Origin of the sequence: Mucilaginibacter flavus, assembly GCF_030409315.1 — a bacterium.
Classification (GTDB): domain Bacteria; phylum Bacteroidota; class Bacteroidia; order Sphingobacteriales; family Sphingobacteriaceae; genus Mucilaginibacter; species Mucilaginibacter flavus.
Genome location: NZ_JAUFPS010000096.1, coordinates 21,672 through 46,838, shown reverse-complemented (window position 1 = coordinate 46,838; position 25,167 = coordinate 21,672). Strand labels below are relative to the sequence as shown.

33 protein-coding genes are annotated in these 25,167 nt (G+C 38.7%); 31 read left to right on the top strand and 2 right to left on the bottom strand.

Annotated features, from left to right (window positions below; translation table 11 throughout):
* Window positions 1-47 precede the first annotated feature (47 nt).
* A complete protein-coding gene (locus QWZ17_RS28145; protein ID WP_290308689.1) occupies window positions 48-1,832 on the bottom strand; it encodes a glycoside hydrolase family 15 protein in 1,785 nt (594 codons plus the stop codon).
* 151 nt (window positions 1,833-1,983) lie between these two features.
* Between QWZ17_RS28145 and QWZ17_RS28140 the strand changes: the two genes are divergently transcribed.
* The 28 genes from QWZ17_RS28140 (at window position 1,984) to QWZ17_RS28005 (ending at window position 23,051) form a co-directional block, all read left to right on the top strand.
* Window positions 1,984-2,619: a peroxiredoxin gene (locus QWZ17_RS28140; protein WP_091142655.1), complete on the top strand. Its 636-nt coding sequence runs from the start codon at window positions 1,984-1,986 to the stop codon at window positions 2,617-2,619.
* Between the two features lie 134 nt (window positions 2,620-2,753).
* Window positions 2,754-2,951 (top strand): cold-shock protein, encoded by a 198-nt coding sequence (locus tag QWZ17_RS28135; RefSeq protein WP_090650362.1) that lies wholly within the window; start codon window positions 2,754-2,756, stop codon window positions 2,949-2,951.
* Window positions 2,952-3,066: 115 nt separating this feature from the next.
* Window positions 3,067-4,299, top strand: a complete 1,233-nt coding sequence (locus tag QWZ17_RS28130) for an MFS transporter (RefSeq protein ID WP_290308688.1) — start codon at window positions 3,067-3,069, stop codon at window positions 4,297-4,299.
* Between the two features lie 98 nt (window positions 4,300-4,397).
* Complete coding sequence (hemF, locus tag QWZ17_RS28125; protein WP_290308687.1) at window positions 4,398-5,312, top strand: oxygen-dependent coproporphyrinogen oxidase; 915 nt, start codon at window positions 4,398-4,400, stop codon at window positions 5,310-5,312.
* Between the two features lie 11 nt (window positions 5,313-5,323).
* On the top strand, window positions 5,324-5,740 hold the full coding sequence (locus QWZ17_RS28120) for a hypothetical protein (RefSeq protein ID WP_290308686.1): 417 nt from the start codon (window positions 5,324-5,326) through the stop codon (window positions 5,738-5,740).
* A 144-nt stretch (window positions 5,741-5,884) separates the two neighbouring features.
* Window positions 5,885-8,458 (top strand): DNA gyrase subunit A, encoded by a 2,574-nt coding sequence (gene gyrA / locus QWZ17_RS28115; RefSeq protein WP_290308685.1) that lies wholly within the window; start codon window positions 5,885-5,887, stop codon window positions 8,456-8,458.
* Between the two features lie 5 nt (window positions 8,459-8,463).
* Complete coding sequence (locus tag QWZ17_RS28110) at window positions 8,464-9,582, top strand: tetratricopeptide repeat protein (protein WP_290308684.1); 1,119 nt, start codon at window positions 8,464-8,466, stop codon at window positions 9,580-9,582.
* Between the two features lie 6 nt (window positions 9,583-9,588).
* Window positions 9,589-10,830, top strand: a complete 1,242-nt coding sequence (locus QWZ17_RS28105; RefSeq protein WP_290308683.1) for a tetratricopeptide repeat protein — start codon at window positions 9,589-9,591, stop codon at window positions 10,828-10,830.
* Between the two features lie 596 nt (window positions 10,831-11,426).
* The gene (locus tag QWZ17_RS28100; RefSeq protein WP_290308682.1) at window positions 11,427-11,552 is read left to right on the top strand and encodes a hypothetical protein; all 126 of its coding nucleotides are present in this window, start codon (window positions 11,427-11,429) and stop codon (window positions 11,550-11,552) included.
* Between the two features lie 243 nt (window positions 11,553-11,795).
* On the top strand, window positions 11,796-12,074 hold the full coding sequence (locus QWZ17_RS28095; protein ID WP_290308681.1) for a hypothetical protein: 279 nt from the start codon (window positions 11,796-11,798) through the stop codon (window positions 12,072-12,074).
* A gap of 22 nt (window positions 12,075-12,096) precedes the next feature.
* Window positions 12,097-12,261, top strand: coding sequence for a hypothetical protein (locus QWZ17_RS28090; protein WP_290308680.1), 165 nt, complete (start codon window positions 12,097-12,099; stop codon window positions 12,259-12,261).
* Complete coding sequence (locus QWZ17_RS28085) at window positions 12,258-12,848, top strand: lysozyme (protein WP_290308679.1); 591 nt, start codon at window positions 12,258-12,260, stop codon at window positions 12,846-12,848. Before QWZ17_RS28090 ends, QWZ17_RS28085 begins: the two co-directional genes overlap by 4 nt.
* Window positions 12,849-13,545: 697 nt before the next feature.
* A complete protein-coding gene (locus tag QWZ17_RS28080; RefSeq protein WP_290308678.1) occupies window positions 13,546-13,902 on the top strand; it encodes a hypothetical protein in 357 nt (118 codons plus the stop codon).
* 115 nt (window positions 13,903-14,017) lie between these two features.
* A complete protein-coding gene (locus tag QWZ17_RS28075) occupies window positions 14,018-14,356 on the top strand; it encodes a hypothetical protein (RefSeq protein WP_290308677.1) in 339 nt (112 codons plus the stop codon).
* On the top strand, window positions 14,356-15,270 hold the full coding sequence (locus QWZ17_RS28070; protein WP_290308676.1) for a hypothetical protein: 915 nt from the start codon (window positions 14,356-14,358) through the stop codon (window positions 15,268-15,270). Before QWZ17_RS28075 ends, QWZ17_RS28070 begins: the two co-directional genes overlap by 1 nt.
* A 3-nt stretch (window positions 15,271-15,273) precedes the next feature.
* Window positions 15,274-15,681 (top strand): hypothetical protein, encoded by a 408-nt coding sequence (locus tag QWZ17_RS28065; protein WP_290308675.1) that lies wholly within the window; start codon window positions 15,274-15,276, stop codon window positions 15,679-15,681.
* A gap of 59 nt (window positions 15,682-15,740) precedes the next feature.
* On the top strand, window positions 15,741-16,037 hold the full coding sequence (locus QWZ17_RS28060; protein WP_290308674.1) for a hypothetical protein: 297 nt from the start codon (window positions 15,741-15,743) through the stop codon (window positions 16,035-16,037).
* A complete protein-coding gene (locus QWZ17_RS28055; protein ID WP_290308673.1) occupies window positions 16,037-16,837 on the top strand; it encodes a hypothetical protein in 801 nt (266 codons plus the stop codon). The genes QWZ17_RS28060 and QWZ17_RS28055 overlap by 1 nt, the downstream gene beginning before the upstream one ends.
* A gap of 12 nt (window positions 16,838-16,849) precedes the next feature.
* The gene (locus tag QWZ17_RS28050) at window positions 16,850-17,425 is read left to right on the top strand and encodes a hypothetical protein (RefSeq protein ID WP_290308672.1); all 576 of its coding nucleotides are present in this window, start codon (window positions 16,850-16,852) and stop codon (window positions 17,423-17,425) included.
* Window positions 17,422-18,015 (top strand): hypothetical protein, encoded by a 594-nt coding sequence (locus QWZ17_RS28045; protein WP_290308671.1) that lies wholly within the window; start codon window positions 17,422-17,424, stop codon window positions 18,013-18,015. Before QWZ17_RS28050 ends, QWZ17_RS28045 begins: the two co-directional genes overlap by 4 nt.
* A gap of 2 nt (window positions 18,016-18,017) precedes the next feature.
* Complete coding sequence (locus QWZ17_RS28040) at window positions 18,018-18,470, top strand: hypothetical protein (RefSeq protein ID WP_290308670.1); 453 nt, start codon at window positions 18,018-18,020, stop codon at window positions 18,468-18,470.
* A 2-nt stretch (window positions 18,471-18,472) separates the two neighbouring features.
* A complete protein-coding gene (locus QWZ17_RS28035; RefSeq protein ID WP_290308669.1) occupies window positions 18,473-19,051 on the top strand; it encodes a hypothetical protein in 579 nt (192 codons plus the stop codon).
* 249 nt (window positions 19,052-19,300) lie between these two features.
* Window positions 19,301-19,534: a hypothetical protein gene (locus QWZ17_RS28030; RefSeq protein ID WP_290308668.1), complete on the top strand. Its 234-nt coding sequence runs from the start codon at window positions 19,301-19,303 to the stop codon at window positions 19,532-19,534.
* 24 nt (window positions 19,535-19,558) lie between these two features.
* Entirely contained in the window at window positions 19,559-19,921 is a 363-nt protein-coding gene (locus QWZ17_RS28025; RefSeq protein ID WP_290308667.1) for a hypothetical protein, read from the top strand.
* Window positions 19,921-20,103 (top strand): hypothetical protein, encoded by a 183-nt coding sequence (locus QWZ17_RS28020; RefSeq protein WP_290308666.1) that lies wholly within the window; start codon window positions 19,921-19,923, stop codon window positions 20,101-20,103. Before QWZ17_RS28025 ends, QWZ17_RS28020 begins: the two co-directional genes overlap by 1 nt.
* On the top strand, window positions 20,096-21,424 hold the full coding sequence (locus QWZ17_RS28015; protein WP_290308665.1) for a phage/plasmid replication domain-containing protein: 1,329 nt from the start codon (window positions 20,096-20,098) through the stop codon (window positions 21,422-21,424). The genes QWZ17_RS28020 and QWZ17_RS28015 overlap by 8 nt, the downstream gene beginning before the upstream one ends.
* An 8-nt stretch (window positions 21,425-21,432) precedes the next feature.
* Window positions 21,433-21,903 (top strand): hypothetical protein, encoded by a 471-nt coding sequence (locus QWZ17_RS28010; RefSeq protein WP_290308664.1) that lies wholly within the window; start codon window positions 21,433-21,435, stop codon window positions 21,901-21,903.
* Window positions 21,904-22,256: 353 nt separating this feature from the next.
* The gene (locus QWZ17_RS28005) at window positions 22,257-23,051 is read left to right on the top strand and encodes an SDR family NAD(P)-dependent oxidoreductase (protein WP_290308663.1); all 795 of its coding nucleotides are present in this window, start codon (window positions 22,257-22,259) and stop codon (window positions 23,049-23,051) included.
* A gap of 71 nt (window positions 23,052-23,122) precedes the next feature.
* Here QWZ17_RS28005 and QWZ17_RS28000 read toward each other — a convergent pair whose 3' ends face one another.
* Complete coding sequence (locus tag QWZ17_RS28000) at window positions 23,123-23,335, bottom strand: hypothetical protein (RefSeq protein ID WP_290308662.1); 213 nt, start codon at window positions 23,333-23,335, stop codon at window positions 23,123-23,125.
* Between the two features lie 209 nt (window positions 23,336-23,544).
* On the opposite strand from QWZ17_RS28000, the gene QWZ17_RS27995 reads away from it, so the two are divergent.
* The 3 genes from QWZ17_RS27995 to QWZ17_RS27985 are packed head-to-tail and all read left to right on the top strand — an operon-like array spanning window position 23,545 to window position 25,134.
* Window positions 23,545-24,021, top strand: coding sequence for a DUF4442 domain-containing protein (locus tag QWZ17_RS27995; protein ID WP_290308661.1), 477 nt, complete (start codon window positions 23,545-23,547; stop codon window positions 24,019-24,021).
* Window positions 24,022-24,030: 9 nt separating this feature from the next.
* Window positions 24,031-24,486, top strand: coding sequence for a GNAT family N-acetyltransferase (locus QWZ17_RS27990; RefSeq protein ID WP_290308660.1), 456 nt, complete (start codon window positions 24,031-24,033; stop codon window positions 24,484-24,486).
* A 24-nt stretch (window positions 24,487-24,510) separates the two neighbouring features.
* Window positions 24,511-25,134: an AlbA family DNA-binding domain-containing protein gene (locus tag QWZ17_RS27985; protein WP_290308659.1), complete on the top strand. Its 624-nt coding sequence runs from the start codon at window positions 24,511-24,513 to the stop codon at window positions 25,132-25,134.
* The last annotated feature ends 33 nt before the right edge of the window (window positions 25,135-25,167 follow it).

Sequence of the window (25,167 nt, the reverse complement as noted above, 5' to 3'; positions counted from 1 at the left end):
CAACCTTAAAACTTTCAAACATTACAACCTTCCAACATTACAACACCTTATAAAAAGATCGGTCTATCCAGTTTCATAGCTATCCGGTAGGCTGCATTCATTAATCCTACGTGGCTGTAGGCTTGTGGGAAATTACCCCATTGGCTGCCATCGTTTTCATCAACATCCTCACTAAATAAAAGCAGGTGGTTTGAATATTTAAGCAGGTTTCCAAACTCACGTTGAGCATCTTCAATGCGGCCAACGCTGGCCAGGGCCTCTACATACCAAAAGGCGCAGATAAGGAAAGTGGTTTTGGGTTTACCAAAATCATCCTTATATAAATACCTGTAAAATAACCCATTAGTGGCTTTTAGCTCCTTCTCCAATGCAATTAAATGATCTTTAGCTCTTTGCGAATTTGGATCGAGGTAATTCATCATGATCAGCTGCAACGTACTGGCATCAAGGTTTGAGCTGCCTGCCGAATTGGTATAAACTTTTCTAACCGGATCATAACAGCTTTCAATATGCGCCGCCGCCCGATCTTTAAGGGCGATAGCTTTATCAATTAATTCTTTGTTATCAATTGTTCGCGCCATTTTTTCGGCAGCCGAAGCGCCTGCCCATTGGAAAAGATTGCTGTAACAATGGATGTTGGCCATATTTCTGAATTCCCAGATGCCAGCATCTTTTTCATCAATGGTATGCTCTATTTTACTAAGCAAAAACTCAATCCATTTAACCGAATCTTTGCGCTCCGAAAAAACGAAACGATGATCTGTATAAAGCGGGAGCAAGGAGATCATTACCTGCCCGTATATATCGTTTTGAATATGTTCTGATGCCTGGTTACCAATACGTACCGGTTGATTGCCCATATAGCCTGCTAAATCGGTAAGAATCTCTTCCACAAGGTCTTTTTTACCGGTGATTCCATAAAGGGGCTGGTACCGCTCATCCTCGGAAAATGAAATATCAGTTACATAGCTAAAGTACTTTTCCATTTCTTCAAAATGACCAATGTGGTTTAGCGCAGTAATCACATAGTAAGTATCTCGCAGCCAGCAGTACCTGTAATCCCAATTGCGCCCACTTCCAGGCGATTCCGGCAAACTGGTGGTACTCGCAGCTATAATGGCTCCAGTGTCTTCAAACTGGTGTATTTTAAGGGCCAGGCCCGAGCGGATCACATAGGGTTGAAAATAGGTAGCTATAGAGGAGTGCTTGATCCATGTACGCCAATACTGAATAGTCTCTGCCAGAAAATGTTCGGCTGTTGAATTCAAGGGGGCTTCTAAAGGTTCGCCGTAAGTGAGGGCAAGGTACTTTATCTCGTTAAGTACAAATGGATGCTCATCAAATACATAACTGATAGGAATATTTGTGGTAAGCCTGATGTTCTCTTCGCCACCTAAATACTGAATATGATTACTGCCGCGGTTCACCTTTAACTTAACTGCACCATATTCAGAAACAGGTTCGCACTTAACCTTAACTCTTGGTGAGCCAGCGATAGCCTCAATTTTTCTGAACAACATTAAAGGCTTGTGATAGCGCTGATGCTGGTGAAAACGGGGCGCGAAGTCTGTAACCCGGTACATGCCGCCGCTTGCAGGGCTTATTTCGGTGATGAGTACGTTGGTATTTTCAAGGTAGTATTGGTGCGAGGTGTATTCCCCCTCGGGTAGTATAGAAAACTCGCCACCTTTCTTTTTATCCAGTAAACCGCCAAAAATGAAGGTACTGTCAAAACGCGGCCAGCAAAGCCACTCCACGTTGGTGTTTTTATTAATGTGCGCCAAAAAAGCACAGTTTCCAATTATTCCGGTATCGTAGGTATGTCGTTCCATGTGTATATTGCTTTTGTAGCGTATAAAACAGTTCAACAATATACCTTGTGTAATGTTGGCGTAAATTGTTGCATAATTTCTGTTTAATTTGGTTTTTTCAAATAATGCATATTAACTTAGTAGACTATAAATCTACTAAATAAATTAAGTCATGAGTTTAAGATTAGGCGATAAAGCCCCCAATTTTCAAGCAAAAACCTCTGCAGGAGATATTGATTTTTACGAATACCTTGGCGATAGCTGGGCCGTATTATTTTCGCACCCCGGCGACTACACACCAGTTTGTACTACCGAATTAGGTAAAACAGCAGCCCTTAAAGATGAGTTTGCCAAACGCAATGTTAAAGTGCTGGCCCTTAGCGTAGATTCGGTTGAATCGCACACCGGCTGGATTAACGACATTAACGAAACGCAAGGAGTGGAGGTAAACTTCCCGATTATTGCAGATGAAGACCGCAAAATTTCTGAAGCTTATGATATGATCCATCCCAATGCTTCGGTAAATGCTACCGTACGTTCGTTGTTCATCATCGGCCCGGATAAAGCTGTTAAGTTGATCATTACTTATCCTGCATCTACAGGTCGTAATTTTCAGGAAATTTTAAGGGTTATCGATTCTTTACAATTAACCGCGAATTACGGTGTGGCAACCCCTGCCGATTGGAAAGACGGTGAAGACGTAGTTGTAGTACCGGCAACCAAGACGGAAGACATCCCGGCCAAATTTCCAAAAGGTTTTACACTCATTAAACCCTATTTACGCACCACTCCACAACCTAATAAATAATTTTATTTGGTTTATTAATTATTTTATATATTTGAAAAAGATAGGGTTATCTATTCCGTCTGAACATTAAAACCATTTTATTTTCAGTTTGGCTTTAGTTATTAATCTCACAACAAATTTTTAATACAATAATTATGAAAACTGGAAAAGTAAAATGGTTTAACACACAAAAAGGTTATGGCTTTATCGTTACCGAAGATGGTAAAGATCTTTTTGTACACTTTAAAGATGTACAGGGCGGCGTAAATGCCATTAAAGATAATGATAGCGTTACTTACGAAGTGGAAGAAGGCAGAAAAGGATTACAGGCAGTAAATGTTAAAAAAGCATAGTTAACCAAAGTTATTCGCAAGAAACCTCTGCATGATGCGGGGGTTTTTTTGTGCCATTTTTTTTGATTTTATATATAAAATTCTGCTACTTTAGCCAACCAATTATCTATAAACTATGACTGATACTACCCACGCCAAAGCTACCCGGAACATGATTTTCCTGGTTCTTGTTGCTTCCCTTGGCTATTTTGTTGATATATATGATCTTTTAGTTTTTTCGATAGTAAGAATATCCAGTCTTAAAGATCTTGGATTAACACCCGAGCAAATAACCGATAAAGGTCAATTTATCATAAGCGTACAAATGTTTGGGCTATTGCTTGGCGGTATTATATGGGGCATTGTAGGCGATAAACTTGGCCGCATTAAAGTTCTTTTCGGCTCAATATTACTTTACTCTATTGCCAACTTTGCCAATGGCCTGGTACATGATGTAAATACCTACGCCGCGGTACGTTTCATAGCCGGCCTTGGCCTTGCGGGTGAACTTGGTGCCGGTATTACTTTGGTAAGCGAAACACTGAGCAAAGAAAACAGGGGCTATGGCACTATGATGGTTGCTGTAATTGGTTTGTTTGGGGCTACGGCGGCATATTTTGTTGCCAAATTTGGATGGCGAAACGCTTATTTTGTAGGTGGTGGTTTAGGTATTTTACTTTTATTACTTCGTATTGGCACCTTTGAATCCGGAATGTTTAAAAATGAAAAAAACAGCAGCGTTTCAAGGGGCAACATGCTTATATTATTTACCAGTTGGGAAAGATTAAAGAAATATCTGTTTTGCATATTGATAGGGGCGCCGTTATGGTATGTTGTGGGCGTTTTAATAAGCTTTTCAGATAAGTTTGGAGTGGCTTTAGGCGCAACAGCGGCTATTAAACCAGGAGATGGTATTTTTTATAGCTATATCGGAATCGCTGTTGGCGATATTGTTGCAGGTCTTTTAGCCCAGTTTACAAAATCAAGAAAATTAACTATGGTTGTTTTCCTGGTTTTATCATTAGTAAGCGTGTATTTTTACCTGAGTAGCCAGGGTATTACCCCTGAAAAATTCGCTGTGCTTAGTTTCTTTATGGGTTGTACTGTAGGTTATTGGGCTACATTTGTTACCATAGCCTCTGAACAGTTTGGTACTAATATCCGGTCGACCGTTACCACCACGGTGCCTAATTTTGTACGCGGTTTACTTATCCCAATCATCATGGTGTTTAATCTATTTAAAGATCATTACGGCTATATTTCTGCAGGATATATCATGATGATAATTTTAACGGTAATTTCGTTATTTGCGCTAAGCCAGCTCAAGGAAACGTTTGGCAAAGATCTGGACTATGTAGAAATAAGTTGATTTGAAAATTAAACAATCGAGCGTTTTAACACGTGGCGGTTTTGCCATCTTAAAACTCTAAGATCTTCAAATTCTCAAATTAAATTACATTTGCAGTAATGATTAGCAAAGAACAAATAGCGGCAGATTACCAAGAGATACAGGACGAGATATGTGCAGCATTGGAACATACTGATGGCATAGCTAAGTTTGAAGAAGAAAAGTGGGAGCGGGAAGGTGGTGGTGGCGGTCGCACACGTATCATTCAAAACGGCGATATTTTTGAAAAAGGGGGAGTAAACTTTTCGGCTGTACATGGCCAGCTTCCCGATAGCATGAAACGTGCATTGCAGGTTGATTCTGATGACTTTTTTGCTACCGGCGTTTCTATCGTGATCCATCCCAACCACCCGATGGTACCCATCATTCACATGAACATCAGGTATTTTGAAATGCCCTCTACCATGGGAGGCAATGCCAAGCCCATACGTTGGTTTGGCGGCGGGATTGACCTTACGCCTCATTACGTTATTGCAGAAGATGCTCAATACTTCCATAAAGGACTGAAAGACGTTTGCGATGCCTATTATCACGACTTTTACCATCGTTTTAAACTTTGGGCCGATGATTACTTCTACGTCAAACATCGTAACGAAACCAGGGGTATAGGTGGTATTTTTTATGATCGCTTAACCGCAAACGATGAACTGAGCTGGGAAAATATCTTTGATTTTTCAAAAGCGCTTGGCCGCTCGTTTATACCAATTTATACAGAACTGGTGAATCGTAACAGAATTAAAGAATACACTGCCGATCAACAGCAATGGCAATATCAGCGCCGTAGCCGTTATACCGAGTTTAACCTTGTATATGATGCGGGCACAAGGTTTGGGCTGGAAACAAACGGCCGTATCGAATCTATTTTGATGAGTTTGCCGCCCACAGCAAAATGGGTTTATAATTATCAGCCCACCGCAGGCAGCGAGGAAGAAAAAACATTATCTTTATTAAAAAAGGGAATTAACTGGGCCTAAGATCTTCGCTTATGAAAAAGCTTGTTTTGCCTGTTTTACTCGTCTGTATTTTATGCTCATTTAATACCGGGCATATTTATCTGAAAGGTGTTTGGGAATACAAAGGGGGGCTTTTTAACGGAAAAGTTGATACCGCGTCTGTTGGTTATACCTTACAGCGCAGTTATGATAAATTGCATTATAAAGCTACGCTGAAAGAAAAAGGCGAAGCGAATGTTATTTACGAAAAAGGAGACTATGAAATCAAAGGAGATACCTGCTTTGAAACCCAAACCTATAGTCTGCAACCATCTAAACTCCTTAATAAAACTGTAAAATACATTTATAGCATTAGTAATGATACACTTAAATTACTTAGCGTTTTGCCTAATGGCAATAAGGTTGAGGATCATTGGGTGAAGATTAATAAAACAAGGCTGCAATGGTAACAAAATAGCTAATGTGCATAAAAAAAACAGGGGCAAGTATGCTGTTTTGTCACATTAATCAACTATTTTCTTAACTTCGCAGGTCGCTTAAAAATCAATTTTAAGGCGCAAATTATAAGAAGAAGGTTCTACAAATAAACAAAAATGGCCGAAGGAACAGAAAACGATAATTCACACAAGGAAGACAGGATAATTTCAATAAATATTGATGAAGAAATGCGATCTGCCTACATTGACTATTCAATGTCGGTTATCGTATCAAGGGCATTACCTGATGTTCGCGACGGTTTAAAACCTGTACACAGGCGTGTTTTATTTGGCATGCTTGACTTAGGTTTAAATGCTAATAAACCTTACAAAAAATCTGCCCGTATTGTGGGTGAGGTAATGGGTAAGTATCACCCGCATGGTGATAAATCCGTTTACGATACCATGGTACGTATGGCCCAGGAGTGGAGCTTACGTTACTTGCTGGTTGAGGGGCAGGGTAACTATGGATCTATTGACGGCGATGAGCCCGCGGCAATGCGTTATACAGAAGCACGTTTGCAAAAACTTGCCGAAGAAATGCTGGCCGATATCAATAAAGATACCATCGATTTTCAATTAAACTTTGACGACTCCTTAGAAGAACCAACTGTACTACCATCTAAGTTCCCTAACCTTTTGGTTAACGGTGCATCTGGTATAGCGGTAGGTATGGCCACCAACATGGCCCCACACAATTTATCGGAAGTTATAGATGCTACAATTGCATTGATTGATAACCGCCAGATTGAGGTTTCAGAACTAATGAAACACGTTAAAGGTCCGGATTTCCCTACAGGTGGCATTATTTATGGTTTTGAAGGCCCACGAGAAGCATTGGAAACCGGCAGGGGCAGGGTTGTTATCCGGGCACGCGCCGAGATTGAGACTCACGGAAACGACAGGGAGCGCATCATCGTTACCGAGGTACCTTACCAGGTTAACAAAGCCCTGATGATTGAGCGTACTGCCGAATTGGTTAACGATAAAAAATTGGAAGGTATTTCTGCCATTCGTGATGAATCGAGCAGGGAAGGTATCCGTATTGTTTATGAAATAAAACGCGAGGCGAATGCCGCTATCGTACTGAATAACCTATTCAAATACACTGCTTTACAAACTTCATTTAGCGTAAATAACATCGCGTTGGTTAATGGCCGCCCGATGATGCTTAACCTTAAGGATCTGATACATCACTTTGTAGAGCACAGGCACGAGGTTGTAATTCGTCGTACCAAATTTGAACTTGCCGAAGCAGAAAAACGCGCGCACATTTTGGAAGGCTTATTGATCGCCTTAGATCATCTGGATGAAGTGATCCGCCTGATTCGTGCTTCGCAAACACCTGATGAAGCAAGGGAAGGATTGATAGCCCAGTTTGGATTATCAGATATCCAGGCCCGCGCTATATTGGATATGACACTGCGCCGGTTAACCGGACTTGAGCGTGATAAGATCAAAGATGAGTACGCCGCGTTGATGAAATTGATAGACTACTTAAAATCTATCTTAGCCGATGAAGGTTTAAGGATGCAGATCATTAAAGACGAGCTTACTGAGATCAAAGAAAAATATGGCGATGAGCGCCGTACCGAAATAGTTCACTCATCTGCAGAAATGCAAACTGAGGATTTTATTGAGGATGAAGATGTGGTAATTACCATATCACGTGAAGGATACATTAAACGTACACCTTTAACAGAATATCACCGCCAGGGTAGAGGTGGCAAAGGATCTATAGGCAGTAACAGCCGTGATGCCGATTTTATTGAGCACCTGTTAGTGGCATCAAACCACAACTACATGTTGTTCTTTACCGAATCTGGTCAATGTTACTGGTTACGTGTATTTGAGATACCAGAAGGAACCCGTACCTCAAAAGGGCGTGCTATCCAAAACATTATCAATATCCCCAAAGAGGAAAACATCAAAGCTTACATCAAGCTAATTAGCCTTAAGGATAAAGAATACCTGGAGAATAACTTCATCATCATGTGTACCAAAAAAGGTACCATCAAAAAAACTTCGTTAGAAGCTTATTCCCGTCCGCGTGCTAATGGTATCAATGCCATCAACATTAATGAAGGCGATTCATTATTAGAAGCAACTTTAACTACCGGCAGCAGCGAAATTGTAATGGCGCTTAAATCTGGCAGAGCTATTCGATTTAACGAATCTACCGTTAGGCCAATGGGACGTACAGCTACCGGTGTTCGTGGTATTACACTTGATGACGAAAGCGATGAAGTAGTGGGTATGATCAGTATTAACGATGCTGAAACTACTGTGCTGGTAGTATCTGAAAAAGGCTATGGCAAACGTACCGATATTGACGACTACAGGGTAACTAACCGCGGTGGTAAAGGTGTAAAAACTTTAAATATTACTGAAAAAACAGGAAACCTTGTTGCCATAAAAGGTGTTACTGATAAGGAAGATCTGATGATCATTAATAAATCAGGCATCATTATCCGTATCGCTATAGGTGAGCTACGCACAATGGGTAGGGCTACACAAGGTGTAAGGTTAATTTCACTCAAAGGAAACGACGAAATTGCATCAGTTGCAAAAATTGAGCACGACGAAGACGAAGAGAAAGAAGTTGACGAAAACACCGAAATTAGTCCGGCCACAGAAGGCGAAACGACAGAAGAAGGAGAGGAGCCAACAACTAACGAACCAACTGAATAAAAACTATGCAGTGCCGTAAAATTGTTTTATCGGTTTTAATACCATTTATGACCACAACTTTTGCCTTCGCTCAATCCGAAGCGTTGAAAGTTGTGGTGAATAACCTCGCTTTTTACAAGCAAAGTAAAGATTTAAAGTATTTACGTGCCGCTAAAAAGTCGGCAGATAGTTTAGTAGTTACCAGGTCAGACTCTGCCGATCTGGCCAAGAACAGCTATAGGGCTTTGATCAATGCAAGTATACTGTATATTGATTCTGCAAATACGACCGGCCAACCAGCTACTTTACTACCTCAAACATCTGCATTGGTGGATAAATTATCAGGCAACGCCAAAATTTATAACCACCAGCCCGAAATAGACTATGCGAAACGCTGTTTAGCTAACGTTTATATCCGTAAAGGATTTGAGTTTGTAAACAACTCTGATTTTGCGAATGGCAGGCAGTCTTTTGAAAATGCAAAAAAATACGCTCCAAATTTCACCCAGATAAATGACTACATAGCGTATTCAAATAATAAAATGGGTAATTTGGTTGATGCCGCTAAGTATTACAGTAATCTTTTAGCTGTTGATAGTACAAAAACAGAGTACATCGAAACTGCTTCTAATATTTACAAATCATTGGGCGATACTTCAAAAGCGCTCCAAATTTTAAAAAAAGGCAGAAAGCTTTTACCTGCTGATAGGTTTTTATTGCTTGACGAGGCTAATATTTATAATAATTTAAAAGATTATAAGTCGTTAGAACCATTAATTGGTCAACTACTTGACATTAACGCAAATAACGCCGATATTTCATTTGTGGCAGCCAACTGTTATGATCATTTAAATAAATACGATCAGGCAGAATCATTGTACCTGCGCACCATTGAATTGAACGGATCGGCGTATGACCCGGCATTCAATTTGGGGTTATTATACCTTAAACAAAGCGCTTTAAGCAAACACGAGGGGGAGAGTGGAAGAAATTTAGGTATGGCTGTTCAATGGCTTGAAAAAGCAAATGAAATAGCGCCCAATAACATTAAAGGTTTAGAAGCATTAAAATTGGTTTACGCTACAACCAATAATAAAGATCAATTAGACAGAATAAACAATAAATTAAAACAGCTTACTAATTAACAAAACATGAAAATCAAACTTTTGATGGCTGGCCTTTTGGGCTTCGTTTCAGCAACAACGTTTGCACAAAAAGGCGAGTTAAAAACTGCGCAAACAGAATATGAAAAGTATGAAAGCTTAAGAGGTACGCCTTTAGCAAAAGCAAGTCTTACAACTGCAAAAGAATCGATTGACAAAGCGGCAGCTAATGAAAAAACAGCTACGTTACCTCAAACATACGCTTTGAAGGGAGCTATTTATTCTACTTATGCAAATCTTGATACAGTTGCCGCTACTTCATTGCCTTTGTTTACAACAGCAGAAGAGGCACTGAAAAAGGCCAAAGAACTGGATACTAAGGGCGAAAACAAACAAATAATTGAAACAGCCAATTTAAACCTGGCGCAGTACCAGCTTACCAAAGGTGTTGCTGAGTACGGTAGCGGCAAATATGATTTGGCTTACAAATCTTTTGATTATTACCGCACCATTTTACCAGAGGATACTAACGCTATTTACTACACTGGCTTATCTGCGGCAAATTCAAAAAATTATCCTGCGGCTATTTCAAACTATAACAAGTTACTTACTACAAAATTTTCAAAAGTACAGACTATTTACCTTGATCTGTCATCTGTTTATTTGTTAAGCGCCGATACCGCAAACGCACTTAAAATAGTTTCTGATGGTGTTGCAAAATACCCGTCAAATTCTGAACTACGTAAAAGGGAAATAGAGATCAGCCTTCAGACAGGTAAAGAAAAAGAGGTTTTGGATAAAATCCAGGCTGCTTTAGCTGCTGATCCTAAAAATAAAACACTTTATTATTATGCAGGTTTAACGTACTCTCAAACAGCTGAGGCTATCATCAAAGAACAGGCGAAAGCTAAAGATGCTGCTACTAAAGCTAAACTACAGGCTACCAAAGTAGAAAACTACAGTAAAGCTGCCGATATGTATAAGAAAGCTTTAGAAATTGATCCAAATTATTTTGAAGCTAACTTAAACTTAGGCTATGTAATTATTAACCCGGCAATTGACGAATACAATGCGGCTAATAAATTACCTGCTAACAAGCAAAAAGAATACGATGCAGCTATTGCAAAAGCAAAAGCGCAATTTGAATTAGCGAAACCATATTTGCAAAAAGCTAAGGATTTAAATCCAAAATCAATTGATGCATTAACAAATTTAAGAACCTACTATTTGGGCGTTAAAGACGATGCCAATGCTGCTAAGTTAAAAGCAGAGATTGATGCTATAAAATAACAACGAAATAAAGAGGTCTTTGAAAAAGGGCCTCTTTATTTCGTTGTTATATTTAACATAATGTATATTATGATGGAAAGTAAAAGGCGGTGTTTAGTTCTTTGACATTCACTGTTATACAGAAATAATAAAATTTAAAAAAGCCCTGAAAAATTTAATATAATATTTCAGGTGGTTGCAATTCAATATATGTTGCAACTAATAAATTTAATTCTTTACTTACAACCTTAAACTATAATAAACCTTATGCAATTAGTTACTATGACCTATCAAGGTTCTACGTATGAACTCGGCTCGATAATGCCTATATGGATTGAATTAAAACAACAGTTTGTAATTATTCCTACTTTCCCTTTTAGACCACCCTTTATTCTGCTTCGGATGGAACGTTGTTACCTCCGGATGCAAGATCAGGCAGTCAATTATTTGAAAGAAGGAAACAGTTTACCGCCTGTTCGGCGTTCAAAACCTATGGTAATAGAGCCTGTTCATAACATTAAGGTAGTTTAGGTTTACTACATATTTATTTCTGTAAAGCGCCCTTCGGGGCGCTTTACTTGTTTAACAACAATTTTTAATCTCAAACCTCAAACATTATGAATAAGTTATTTTACAGGTTTATATACCTGCTTATTTGGTTTATGTCTATTGCCGCTTTAATTGGTTTCGGCCTTTCGGTTTATAACCTTTTGTCGGGTAATTACCATTCACATCCATTTTAATTTTTGATTATGTCTATAATCTATTTACAAGTTGTTTTAATAGTTTCTGTTCTTTTTGTCCTTGCGGTTCGTAGGCTATTTTATTATGTATACGATATGAGGCAAGATTTAAAATTTCACGTAGATAGCCGCCGGTCCTGTTACGATGACCGTGAGCGTCTTGAACGTAAAAACTTTAAATTAAAGAAAAAGATAAAGAAATTAAAGAAACTTCTTCCTCTATAGCTTTTTAACTTTTAAATCATGACAAAATCTAACATCAAACCTACATTCTCATTTAGTAGAAAAGAGCGTGAAACGCTTATAGCGTTACTGGAAAAGCTTTATCAAAATGAGTTTCAAAATTGGCGATTTTTCAAAGAACGTTTAGAGCCGGTTAGTAAAAAAACGCTTGCGTCGAAACGTGACCGTGAATACCGGATCGAAATAAAGTCAATTGAGATATTACTTCACAAATTTCATTCACCCTTAATTAATAACGAAAATGGCCGTCCAAATTTTAGAAAAACCCTTACTGCTTAAGCCCGGTGAAACTGGGTTTCACATGGTAAAAGGCGCAAAGCTGCTTATCGAAATTGTATTTGATAATGGCAAAGAAGTGATTTATACGTTTCCGCTAAAAGCGGATAACGTTCCCCATACTGCGCCAAAAAGTGAGGTTTTTATACCTCTGGGCGGTCTTGGAGATTACTTTAAATACACAACATGAAACGTTTAATTTTATTAACAACAGTCGCAACAGCATTTATTATGAATACATCATCTGCCGCAATTAGCCGCCTAAAATCTACTGAAAGTTTTAGCGCCAAAGCTTATCCGGATGGTTACGTAAATAACGTACAAAAATATTCCATTGGTTACGGTCATCAGATCGGCATCGGTGAAACTGCGTTACGTACGCAGGTTATTACCGTTGCTTACGGTGTCCAGTTAATGCAATCGGATATTCATCCGCTTGAAATTCAGATCAACCGGGATTTAAAAACAAATCCCACACAAAACCAGTTCGATGCATTAATTAGTTTTGGTTATAATGAGGGTTCGGGTGCGCTCGGTAAGATAATTACCTTATGGAATAGCACCCGCAATACCAAAACGGTAACTGATAAGATGCTTGAATACGATAAAACGCACAAAAACGGAACTAATGAATTAGTTACATCGCCGGATTTAGCCGCTCGTCGTCGCAAAGAAATTGCCGTTTTTAATAGCGGCCTCCCTCCTGTTCCTCCGGTTGTGAAAACCGGGATTATTGCCGCCGTTTGTTTCGGCGCTGCTGCTTATTTTTTAAGTTAGTTGTTTTCTCCGCTTGGTAGCGGTAGCGTCCTAAACAACAGCCCCCGGCAGGGCCTATTATACGCCGTAGGCATCCCTAACTCACATAGAGTGTAACGGTATGTATCGATGGCTTTAGCCACCTATACGTTATTCCTATACCGTTTTTATCAAAATCGTGAATTCCAGGAATACATAGAATTTAGGCTTTCAGCCCTAAAATCGGCGTGTCTATGCAATAGGCACGGTGGTAAGAGGGCTGTTAGCCTTTTCGTTGTTTCCTATGCACGAATTTCTAACTTATTAACCTCTTAAACCTCTAATTATGTACATCCTTAAAAAAAAACTGCCTTTTATCCCTGCTCGACCGTTTTATCAATGTCGTAAAAAAGACTTAGATCACTCGTCTATTTTTACGCCTCGGTACACGTATGGCTCTTTTCAGCGCTATCGTGCAAAGATTTTTCGTTCGTATATACATGCATGGTTTGTAAACCTCTGGTTTCGGGGCGAAATCGAAAAAATCCATATTCAACTTTGATTACAGACACATTGACACACCCGGTTACACAAGTTGTATCGGGTGCGCTTCCTATTGCCGCAAGCACGCCGTATATGCATAGCGTGGGCAATACCCTTATTAACTACGGTGGCGCTTTGCTTGCCTCCGCCCTAATTCATCTATTTTTTAACATCGTTTCAAAACTTAAAAAATCCAATGTCAACACCAGTACAGTCACAACCACAGCAACCACAGCAACAACCGAAAAAACAGAATAGAGCAAGTAGGAAAAATACTGCTCCAAAGCCTGACGGCGCTTTAGGTGATGCATTAAAAAATGCACTTCCTTATGAGGTCGTAGGCAGCTATAGGGTTAAACGATTAAAGCCAAAGCCAACCGACCAAAAGATCGGTATGTTAATTGATCCTGAAGACTTTAAACAGCTTCAATTGATTGGTTTGCGCTATGGTGTTACCTTCTGTGAAGTTGTTAAGGGATTCCTTAACAGGGAGATTGCAGACGTTAACGGCGGTTCTACCCTTTCCCACTTTATCCCCGTTTTAAACATATAAAGATGTGTGTATGTTCCGAGTCTGTAACACGGAACATTCAGTCCAACGGGTTGGACTTTTATACCTCTAACCTCTGATTACTGCGAATGCAGTATTTACACTTTATCAAATCGAAATGATAAAAAAGACACGTAAACCCAAAAATAATAAACTACGTGCTTTGCAAACTAAGTATAACAAGCTAAAACAAAAAAGCATGGCATTTTTTAAACGTGGCCGTTTCGGCCGCAAATCTTACGGCGGTGGTTATAACAAACCACGTTATAATAAACCCCGTTTTAATAATCGTCGCTCGTATCGTGGTGGCGGTTCACGCATTCCAATTGTGGGTCGATTAATCCCACGTGCCTTACAGCCTTTTATCCTCCTTGCCGCAATCGTTGGCGGCGTTTGGTACTTTTTTAAAGACCAATTAAAACCAATGATAGAAAAACTTAAAAATCATACTGCATAATGATTATACGTAATCGTGAAACACAAACCGAAAATATCCGCAACCAAACAGTTAACGGTTTAGCGGTATTAGCCTACCTTATCAATCCGACCGGAACGCCTGTAAGTTCTGACGTTGATTTTGAACAATCAGTTGTAAAAGTCATCCTTAACCGAAACGGTGTACAGGATATTATTGTTCAAGACGACTTTAAAAAGCTGGGCCTTGCGTCAAATGTCGATATGCTTACGCAATATGCGTTCGATTCCAACGGGGATACTATCAATAGCAATCTTGGTTCATTGATTGCCTTTGTTATTCCTTTTGGCGGTCATATCAACCTTAAAGGTGATGACTTTTTATTCGTTGAAGTGTCAAACATGAAAGATTTGTTTGTACCTGCCATAACTGCAAGTTCCTACTTAGAGGTGAAACCTCTAAAATCAGTAGGTTATGAGGAGTTTATTCCTTCAATTAAATCGGTAGTTGTACAGGCTTCTGAAAGTAGCCGCAAATACGATTTAGGTGATAATGTGAAACGTGCCGTAATTTTGAATTACGACAAAACAAACTTTACCAATAACGTTATCCAAAACATAACAATCTCATCTGATCGCTATAGCGAAAATTTGACTTTTGGTGATTTGATCCTTGGAAAGGTTTCCCGTTATGGTAAACAGTTGATTCCAGCCGGGTCAAATTATGATTTGGGCGCTTCGTTTCAACAGGATCAATCATTTGTATTGATGGATTTTCACCAACATTTCAACGGTGTGGAATTTGATATCAAATTCAATCCTAATCAAGTTACACAAGGTAACAATGTCCTTGTTTATTGGACATATCGCACCGATATGACTATATTAAACAAAGCTGCTAACTTACAAGCTAAACATCAGGAAAAGGCGGTTGCCGCTATTCCGGCCAAATCTTAGGGTATGTCTTTTTGGAAAACCTTTGGTAAAATAAACCTTGGTATTTTAAAAGGAGTTGGTAAAGCTGCCGGAAATGTTGTTGGTAATTACGTTGGCGTGCAAGGCTTGGGCAATGCTTTTGATAAAAATAAAAGTAACGCCACTGGCGGCGCTCCTGTGTCTGCCCTTGATGGCACACAGGCAGTGTCTAATACGTCACCGTCCATAGGTCAGTCTTTAACTGGTTTGTTTGGTGCCGCTACAGATTTTTTGTCTGGTCGTGCGCATGCTCAAGTGGACGTTAATACTGGTGTAGGTGGTCGTGCTAACGATCCTACAAATTCTTCCGGCTTACCCTCTTGGGCTTTACCTGCCGCTATAGGTGGCGGTTTGCTTCTTCTTTTAACATCCGGTGGCGGACGCCGCCGTTAATTAAACTTCTACTATGGCCCGGTTTAACCGGGCTTAATTTATTTAATCAAAATTATTTAATGAAATTACCTAATTTGATTTCATCGGTTTTAAAGAAAACCGTTGACATCGACCCTACCGACTTAAACGAGTTAAGCAATAAATCTCAACTTTGGTATGACGAGAATGTCAAAGAATACCAACGTAAAGAGCGTGAGGGCGTAGAGCCTGAACTAAAAGACAAGGTTTTTAAGCACTTAGATTCGTGGTATGTTCGTATAATTTTAGCCTTTAGCTTCTTTATTATCGTTCGCAAAATTCAGGATTTTATGAATCCGGGCGATAATGAACTTGATCCAAATGATATGCCCGGATAATGGCATTTGAGGGAAATATAGCGGGTTTATTGGGTATGTCTAATAAAAGTGACGGAACTGGCGATTACCAATCCCAACGGGGAAATTATAAAGAAAGGTTAAATCGCCGTGAACGTCAATATTATCAGATGACCCAAAATATTGACCCGGATACAGGCGAAGTTTTAGACTTCAAGCCTAATAAAAACCTCAAAAATCCCTATAAAATGGCAAATTTTAAGTCTTATAAAGCACCGTCTTTTAAGATGCCTAATCCTAAGTCTTTAATTGACTTAGCAATAGTGGGTGCTATTGGCTTGGGCGGTTTTATACTTTATAATAAAGTTTTTAAGCCCTTTATGACCAATAGCGCTATTGATAAGGCAAATTCAGATGGTGAAAAGGCGGTAGGTGCTGATTATGTTAACACACAGTCTTCGCAAATTAAAACTGCTAAAGCTACTGCAACTTCTTTAGGTAGTCAAGGTTATAGCGTTGGTAGTTTGCATCAGGGAAACGCTAATTTGCTCCATACACTAATGGATAGAGAGGTTGTTGATCATGATGAAATTATTAAAGTTGTTAAGGGTATGTCTGTTCCGACTATCAAGCTTGTTTCTATTGCCTATGGTAATAGGAGTCTTCCTAATTATGCAAAAAGTTGGATTCATGTGTTTAATGTTAATTTCACTACGTGGGGTAAATCGTTGTTTTCAGACGATGTCCTGACGGGCAAGCTTGTTGATCATCTAACCTATGTTTTGTATGCTTCTGAATGCAAACAAATTACTTCTTGGCTTGACGCTATTAAAACCGCTTAATTCAATTACCTAATGCCAATAGAACAAAAAAACACGCTTAGTCAGGTCTTTGTCAAGGGCAACGACTATGGCACGGAGGAATGGTGTAAGCAATTGTTACAAAACGTAACATCACGAAAGCTTGACAACGTCAATGCTTTTGTTGGTGTTATACGTTTTCCAAGTGATGACTTTTTAGACCATCAATTAAATCAGCATCAGACTACACAGTTTCAAAATTCGGTGTATGTCGGTTATATGGATATGCTTTTGCCTGACTTGGAAACAGTCGGCAACAACATTGGCTATAGCCGCTTAACCTTTAACCTTAGCGGTGTTAACCGCACTTTTATTCAGTTGTGTTACGGCACACTTACCGCTCCGGCTGATATGGCCGCTTTTAAGCAATTCGTTCTGTCTCAATTTGACGAAGTTGCCGAAGGCTTAGTTTTCAGCCGTAATTGCATGCAATACCTTACCGATATACGTTTATCGGGTAGTTATTACGTGCAAAATGGGGCGGGGTTTGATCCCGTTTTGACAGGTTCGTTTATACCTACAATTCAGTTTGAATTGTTGGTTAGCGGCTATAAATGTTTATTATTATGAGTAAGTGGGGACACTTTATCAAATCGTCTTTTAGTGATTTGCGCTGCTGCGATGGTGATTCACCTGCCGCCCCGGTGGTTGTTGATCCCGGACAACCGTCCGTTGTTTATGGTTGGCGGCCTTTGGCCTCGTCTTTAACGTGCGTATTAGATAGCCACGGTAGTAATACAGGGTATGCTCATTACGCAACGTTAGAGAAATACGATACCGCTACGGGTTTAGCCAATGGTGATACCAAACCAAATATATTGGGCGATGCTAATTACGTATCTGATCACATTGATACAAACCTTTGCGCTGTCTCTGGAACTATTACAGCGCATAACGGTACTTCTAATGCTCATACGATAATACATTTATCTTCTATCGACGGTTTAACCGTTGATATAGACCTTTACCCCGGTCAAACTAAAGTAGTTAACATTCCAAACAGGCTTTGGACGGTTAACGTAGTTAGTGTGCAAGGTGGGCAAGGTAGCGCCGGGCAATTTGCTACAACCGTTAACGGTAATACTATACCTCTTAACTTTAATGAGCATCACGATTTTGATGCTAATGTTCCTATCTCACTTGATGTTATTCCTAATTAATTATGAATATTACAATTTCAGACCCTAACCCTAAAACGTCGGACGACGTTAATGCCGCTTATCAAAATGGGTATAATCAGTACCCTATAGATCACCCGGTAACGGATGATCCTTACATCGATATTGTAAACTTGGCGCAATGGCCTGTTTACGTTTATTCGTATGATGGTACAAATGAAACCGCAATTTCTACGATTAATATACATGACGTTGGTCGTGTTCGTAGGTTGCAGGTTGCTAATTGTACAGAATTGCGCTTGCGTACACAAGCTATTCCTAATTACAACACTTGTGTTTTAAGTTTTTTAAACTCAAATCCTACCTCTTTACACTCTGTATTTGATGTAAAACTTGGTCTTGTTGTTGGTGATTTGATACTTTCTTTTGACTTAAGCGGTACACAAGGGTATGGTACTATAACCTTGGGTGAAATTACACCCGTTCGTAGTGTTTAGTTATGAATAAACAGGAATTAGTAAGCCGATTAAAAGCGGATCAGATCGAAAACAAATTTTCCTTAGACGGCGAATATTTGGTTTTTGATAAAACTTCAAACCTCAAATACCAACCTTATGGTTATGGTCTTACGCTTGGTGATTTGCTTACAGCAAATCCCGTAAGTAATACCCGCATAAACGTTGCATTGCTGTTGACACTTTCCGGTGTTCAATCTAATGAAGCGTTTACAGACCTTAAGGTTTTGGCCTCTTACCGTTCACCCGAATACGACCTTTTGAATTTCGGGCAATCAGATAGCAAGTTATACACTAAAGGTGATGCTCTTGCGCTTGCCACAAAAGACGTAAACGGCCTGTTAGCTGCTGTTAAAACACATTTTACTCCGGGTGAAATAGGTGTTTATAAATGGGGCTTGCATATAGGCCGGACGAAAGAGGCGAAAGAATGGGATAAACGTCTCGACACTTCAATTAAACAAAAGGCTTTAGACTTTTTAATTAACGACAAAATGAAAAACATTTTATTGATTGGCGCTGCAGCCGCTGCCGGATGGTTCTTTTTCATCCGAAAAAAATAATGGGCTATGTCCTATGATTATTCACCCGGCCGATTGTATCTCGGTGAGATGATGGTCGGAATGAAATTTACTTTTAAGAAAGGCGGTCATCCTTATCAAATCGTATCCTTATACAGGATGTCCTGCATGTACCGTTCTCTCTGGAACGTACAAACATACAGCAAATTTGATCCTGATAAGGTGGCCGTTTTTCTTTACTAATCTCCAAAGCCCGGGTATCCCCGGGCTTTTTGTTTTAACCTGAATTTTATGCCATTATTATTTAATACACCTTATGCTAAGGAGTACTACGTAGTGGTACAACCTTATGATCGAAGGCCCTATCAGGGCCGTAGGCGGTTTATGATATCTGCCAATAGTTTACATTTTTATATAGGCGATTTTAACGCCAATACAGCTCTTGTAAAGGCTTCAAAAATGAGGGTGGATAAACTACGCCTAAAGTTTAGATCGTTCGGTATAGTCGATTTTTACTTAAAATAACTTTTAACCTATAAATCTTTAGCTATGTCACAAAGAATAGAGCATAAAATTTGGTATGTAAAAGAATATAAAGACGGAAAAGAATTTTACGACTTTAATTTGCTTGATATACCTACAGATATGCTTCCGCATATCGTTCACGCTTTAACCTATGAATCATTAAGTCGTGCGGGCATACACTATAATCAAACCATTTTTGAAAAAGAATTTGGTATTAAAATAGATTACTTCCGTGCGCTTAATCAAGCTGTAGAAGCGGGTAAAACGCTTATACAGGATGAATTTGTAAAAGAGCGTGAAAGAAACCATAAGATTTACATCGACCATTGTAAAGCGACTGGTTTAGATGCTAAACAAATATTTATTGATTTTCCAATTTCTAAATAATGGAATTATACCAAAACCTTTCTCCAAGTCAGTTTGCTGAATTTATTAGTGGTAAACAGGTAGATGATACTACTATAAATTTTGATACGTGTGACGTTGTTTTTACTGACGGTTCGGCTGTACAGATTTATTCAGGCTTTGAATCTCTTTATTATATTATTACTTCATTTTCTCATGATTGACACAATCGAATTTAAACTTAACAATGTCGACACTTACAATATTATCAAAACTCAATTTGAACGGACCTCAAAGGTCGGTTCGACAATTATCTTGGTGGATGAAGATACGGGCGAAATGTTTGAGAATAGCAAAATTCGTGCTCTTCTTCATCATGATACTAATAACATTACTGCTTTTACTAAGCGTTCTTCTATTTATATTGCCTCAAGTCATTATACTTTATCTTACGTTTATAATATTGCGCAAAATTTCATAAGCTTTAATTTTGCTATACCAAAGTATCTTTTTGGTACAAATGTTATTCAGTTTATAAGGTATTACAGTCAGTCACCTGAAACAATTTACCAATACCTTGTTGATTTTTTGCAGGGCTTTGTAAAAAAGCATTTTTTACAGACTGTGAAAATGTTTGATATTGAGTTAACACGTCTTGACATGTGTTATAATCAATTTTTCAATTCAAAAAATGATGCGCTGTCATACCTGGAACAACAAAAAGTATTGCTAAAGAAATATGGTCGGTCCTCTAAAAACGAGGGTAAAGACTACGGTACTACCCTATTTTACCATACGAAACGATATTCGTTTAAAATCTACCATAAGGGTACAGAGTTTAAAAAGAATGATCGTAAAGAACTTTTAAAGAAAAACAATACCGGGGAAACGTTAGACCATTTGCAGGAAATGGCCGATAAGATACTCCGGTATGAGGTAACTTTTAGGGCCGCTCAAATTAATTATTTGTTTGAAAAGGCTGAATTGCATTGTAAATATGTACCGTTCATGTTTGACCAAACCAATCATCTTTGGGCGCGCAAAAGTTCGCCGGAATTTTACAAAAACGCTATGCGTTTTGTAGAACAAAGCAAACATTTTGTGTTTGAGCCTGTAATGCATTATGATGCCATAATAACGCAAAGCGTACATTTCTCTTTGGAAATATTCAAAGAGATGTATGAATTTTTCTGGCAAAAGGTAAAGGATTACCAATTAACACAAAAATTATCAATATTCGATGTTATGCAGAAAGTAGATGCCCTTAATGAAACGAGGGATAATATTAGAAAGGAAAACGAAAAGCTTCGTCGTGAAAACAGTTATAATAAACCGATGATTGTAACGCTTTCGCTCCTCTCGCAATATTATTCACTGGACGAATTAAGAAAGAGTAATCTTTTGCCCCGGTCTACTTTCTTTCACTATCAAAAGAAGTTGAAAGAGGTCGGTATTACCTCTGAAAGTATTTTACAGGGGATGCCCCCTCCTGCCCTTGATTATGTCGACTATAAACATTATTTTGGTCGGCACCATTTAAAATAACCCTTATCATGAAAAAAGTTTTACTTCTTTTTTTGCTCGTAATTCCCTTTAAGTCTCATTCACAGGTTTTAGATTACTTTCGATCTGATACGACTGATAAGGGTGCTTTTAACGAATATATAACTATTATTGTTCCTCCGGTAGATAACGATAAGGGTGAGGTATTTTATCTTAATAGTACCTCAAAAGAAGTTATAAAGTTATCTACCATAAAAGATACACTTATTAATGGTTGCGAATCGTCTGTTGTCGTTGCATCGGATTCACCCAAAAAATACTTATTGGTTCTTGCCGTTGACGGCCAAAAGTTATGTTTGACTTTTAAGGGCGATCAGAGGCCTCGCTTTTTTGATTTACAGCAAAAGTACAGGGCTTTTGAATTGCCAAACTCACAACGAAATAACGTTGTTAGGCGTTCACCGTCTTTGAGTTTTGGCGATATAAAGACAATGGTTACTTTGCTTTCATTTTTTTTGTAAAAAAAATAATATAATATTTTTGTATTTATCAAAAGAACTACTATTTTAGTGGTGTGATTGTTTATGCGATATAAACTTATTCACAACATTAAAATTTTACTACTTCATTTCCCCTTTTTATAGCTTCTCAAAGGCTTTTTTCTTGTAGGGGAATCCATCGATTCAATTTAACAGTCTGTTAATTATGACATAAATAAACTGATTGGAATTTAGCTCTAAAATCAGGCGTTTGTAATATATCCTAAGATTTGTCAAACCTATTTAACGTTAAATTTAGAAATACTGACAAATCTATATTTGGGTATTATGATTGTATTGATTTAGTACTTAACAACAAATCATAAATAAAAATCATGGACCTTAGATTAAACAACAAATTGGCATTAGTTACAGGCTCAACAGCCGGTATTGGTTACGCGATAGCAAAGTCATTGGCGACCGAAGGCGTTCAGGTTTACGTTAATGGACGCGATCAAAATAAAGTTGACAGAACCGTTCAAAAATTAATTGCTGAAACCGGCAACAAAAACATCAAAGGAATTGCTGCCGATTTTTCAAATAAGCAACAGGTCGAAAATTTAACCGCGATATTGCCCGAAGTTGATATACTGGTAAATAACGTTGGTATTTTTGAGCCCAAAGAATTTAAGGCAATCACCGATGAAGATTGGTTTAAATTTTATGAGGTGAATGTGCTTAGTGGTATAAGATTATCGCGTGCTTATTTTGATAAGATGATTGCCAAAAACTGGGGCCGAATAATTTTCATTTCAAGTGAATCGGCATTGCAAATCCCTGCAGAAATGATTCATTACGGCATGACAAAAACAGCGCAGATTGCGGTAGCCCGTGGCCTGGCAGAACTTACCCAAGGAACCGCGGTTACGGTAAATTCTGTACTGCCTGGTCCGACACTTTCTGAGGGAGTTGGTGATTTTATCGACTCCCTGGCAAAAGACCAAGGCGTTACAAACACCCAAGTTGAAAAAGACTTTTTCGCCAACGTGCGCGGAACATCTATTTTGAAGCGTTTTATCACTACCGAAGAAATTGCCAACCTGGTAACTTATGTAGCCAGTCCATTATCAGCAGCAACTAACGGCGCTTCTTTGCGGGCCGACGGTGGTGTTATCAAAACCGCTTTTTAATGCAAAATAAAATTTCCCAATAAAAAAGGTCTGGCTTTAAAAACCAGACCTTTTTTATTGGATGGCGAAAATTACATTTTCTTTGCTGTATCTTTTTTAACCGTGTCTTTTTTCATGGTATCGGTTTTAGCAGTATCAGTTGCCGCTGCCGGAGTTGTTGTAGACGCCGAATCCATTTTGGTGCTATCAGACCCGCTGCTTGCTTTTTTCTCAGAACTGCAGCTTGTAGTAATTGCACCAATCATTGTCGCGACAAGTGCAAGGCTTAAAATTTGCTTTTTCATAGTTATATGTTTTTAGATTGTTTAAGTTGTAAAATGAACATACTATTAACCCGATTAGCTATAGATTGTTTATCTGAATTGCTTATTATTTGAAATAATTTCTACAGAATTTACTTTTTAAATCTATTATAGTTATTAAAAATGAAAATAGTAATTTTCTACTTACAGATGACTCCAGTTTTCATGTTAAAATTCGGATATTTAGGCCTATGGTAGTTTCAGAGGTAGTTTTAAAATGGGCAATGCGTATCTACCCTCCTCTCCTGTTTCAGCGTATTTGGGTTGTCGCTTTTGATAAAGACTATAGAGGAGTTGAAGTAAAAATCAAAAAAAGCTTTTTGAATAAAAACTATAACAAATCAATTTTTGGCGGTACTCTTTTTGCCGCGGCCGATCCCTTCTACCCTATTTTGTTTTACCAGGTGCTTACAAAAAAAGGTTACAGGTTAAAGGTATGGTCAAAATCGTCGAAAATAGATTATTTAAAACCTGGTTTAACTGATTTGCATTTCAAAATCAGCCTGAGTGAAGAAGACATTGCAGAGGCCGAAAATATATTGAACACTATTGGCAAATATGCTGTTCATCACCCCGTTGACATTTATGACAAGAGCGGTGACATGTGTGTGTCTGTAATGAATGAAGTTTATGTGCGTAACCTGGATTTTATCGATCCAAATTTGTAATTTTAAGTAATGGCTATTTTTATGAATGATGAGGCTTTTATAAAAAAGGGCTTCCTGATCTCAACAGATAAATCTCTGTTAAATGTTGAAACAATATACAACTACTTAAATGATGAATCGTATTGGGCGCAGGGTATACAGCGCGAAAGATTGGAAAAGGCTATTGCAAGTTCGATGTGTTTTGGAGTTTACGCTCAAAATGAACTGGCTGGCTTTGCACGCGTAGTTACAGACCATGCTACTTTCGCTTACATTTGCGATGTTTTTATTTTATCAAAATTCAGAAAAAAGGGGCTATCAAAATGGCTGATTCAAACCATTGTTAACCATCCGGATTTGCAGGGTTTAAGGCGATGGTCGTTAGCTACGGCCGACGCCCATGGTTTATATGAACATTTTGGTTTTACACCATTAGCCAAGCCTGCAAACTGGATGGAGATATTTACACCATACAAAACTCAATAATTAGTTTAAGCACCGGGAGCTACAATGAATATCAAAAAACTAATTTTTGAGGGCGAGGGCGTTACGCTCGACTTTAAAAAAACAATTACAAGCTGCGAAAAAATAGCGCGCACTATGGTTTCCTTTGCCAATAACAAAGGTGGAAAATTATTGATTGGCGTGGCGGATGACGGTACTATAAAAGGCGTAAAATCTGAAGACGAGGAACGGTATATGATTACTCGCGCGGCTCATATGTTTATTCGGCCAGCGCTTGAACCAACATTTGAGGAAGTTTACGTTGATGATAAGCTTGTGCTTGTAGTTGATACCTTGCCAAGCGACCTTAAACCCCATTACGCCCTCGCTGATGATGGCAAGTGGTGGGCATATGTAAGGGTGAAAGACAAAAGTGTATTAGCCAGTAAAATAGTATTGGAAGTTCTAAAACGATCTGCCGGTGACGAGGGTGTTTTGATAGAATATTCAGAAAATGAAAAAACACTGCTGGGGCACCTGGAAAAAACAGGCCGCATCACCATTAAAGAATGCAGCGAACTTTTAAAAATGGGCCGCCGGCGTACGCAACGCATCCTGGTAGATTTGATACTTTCGGGACTGATCCGCATCAACACTACCGAAAAAGAAGAGTATTATACCGCTTGTTAAACCAATAATTTCCCGGCCTTAATCGTTACTTTT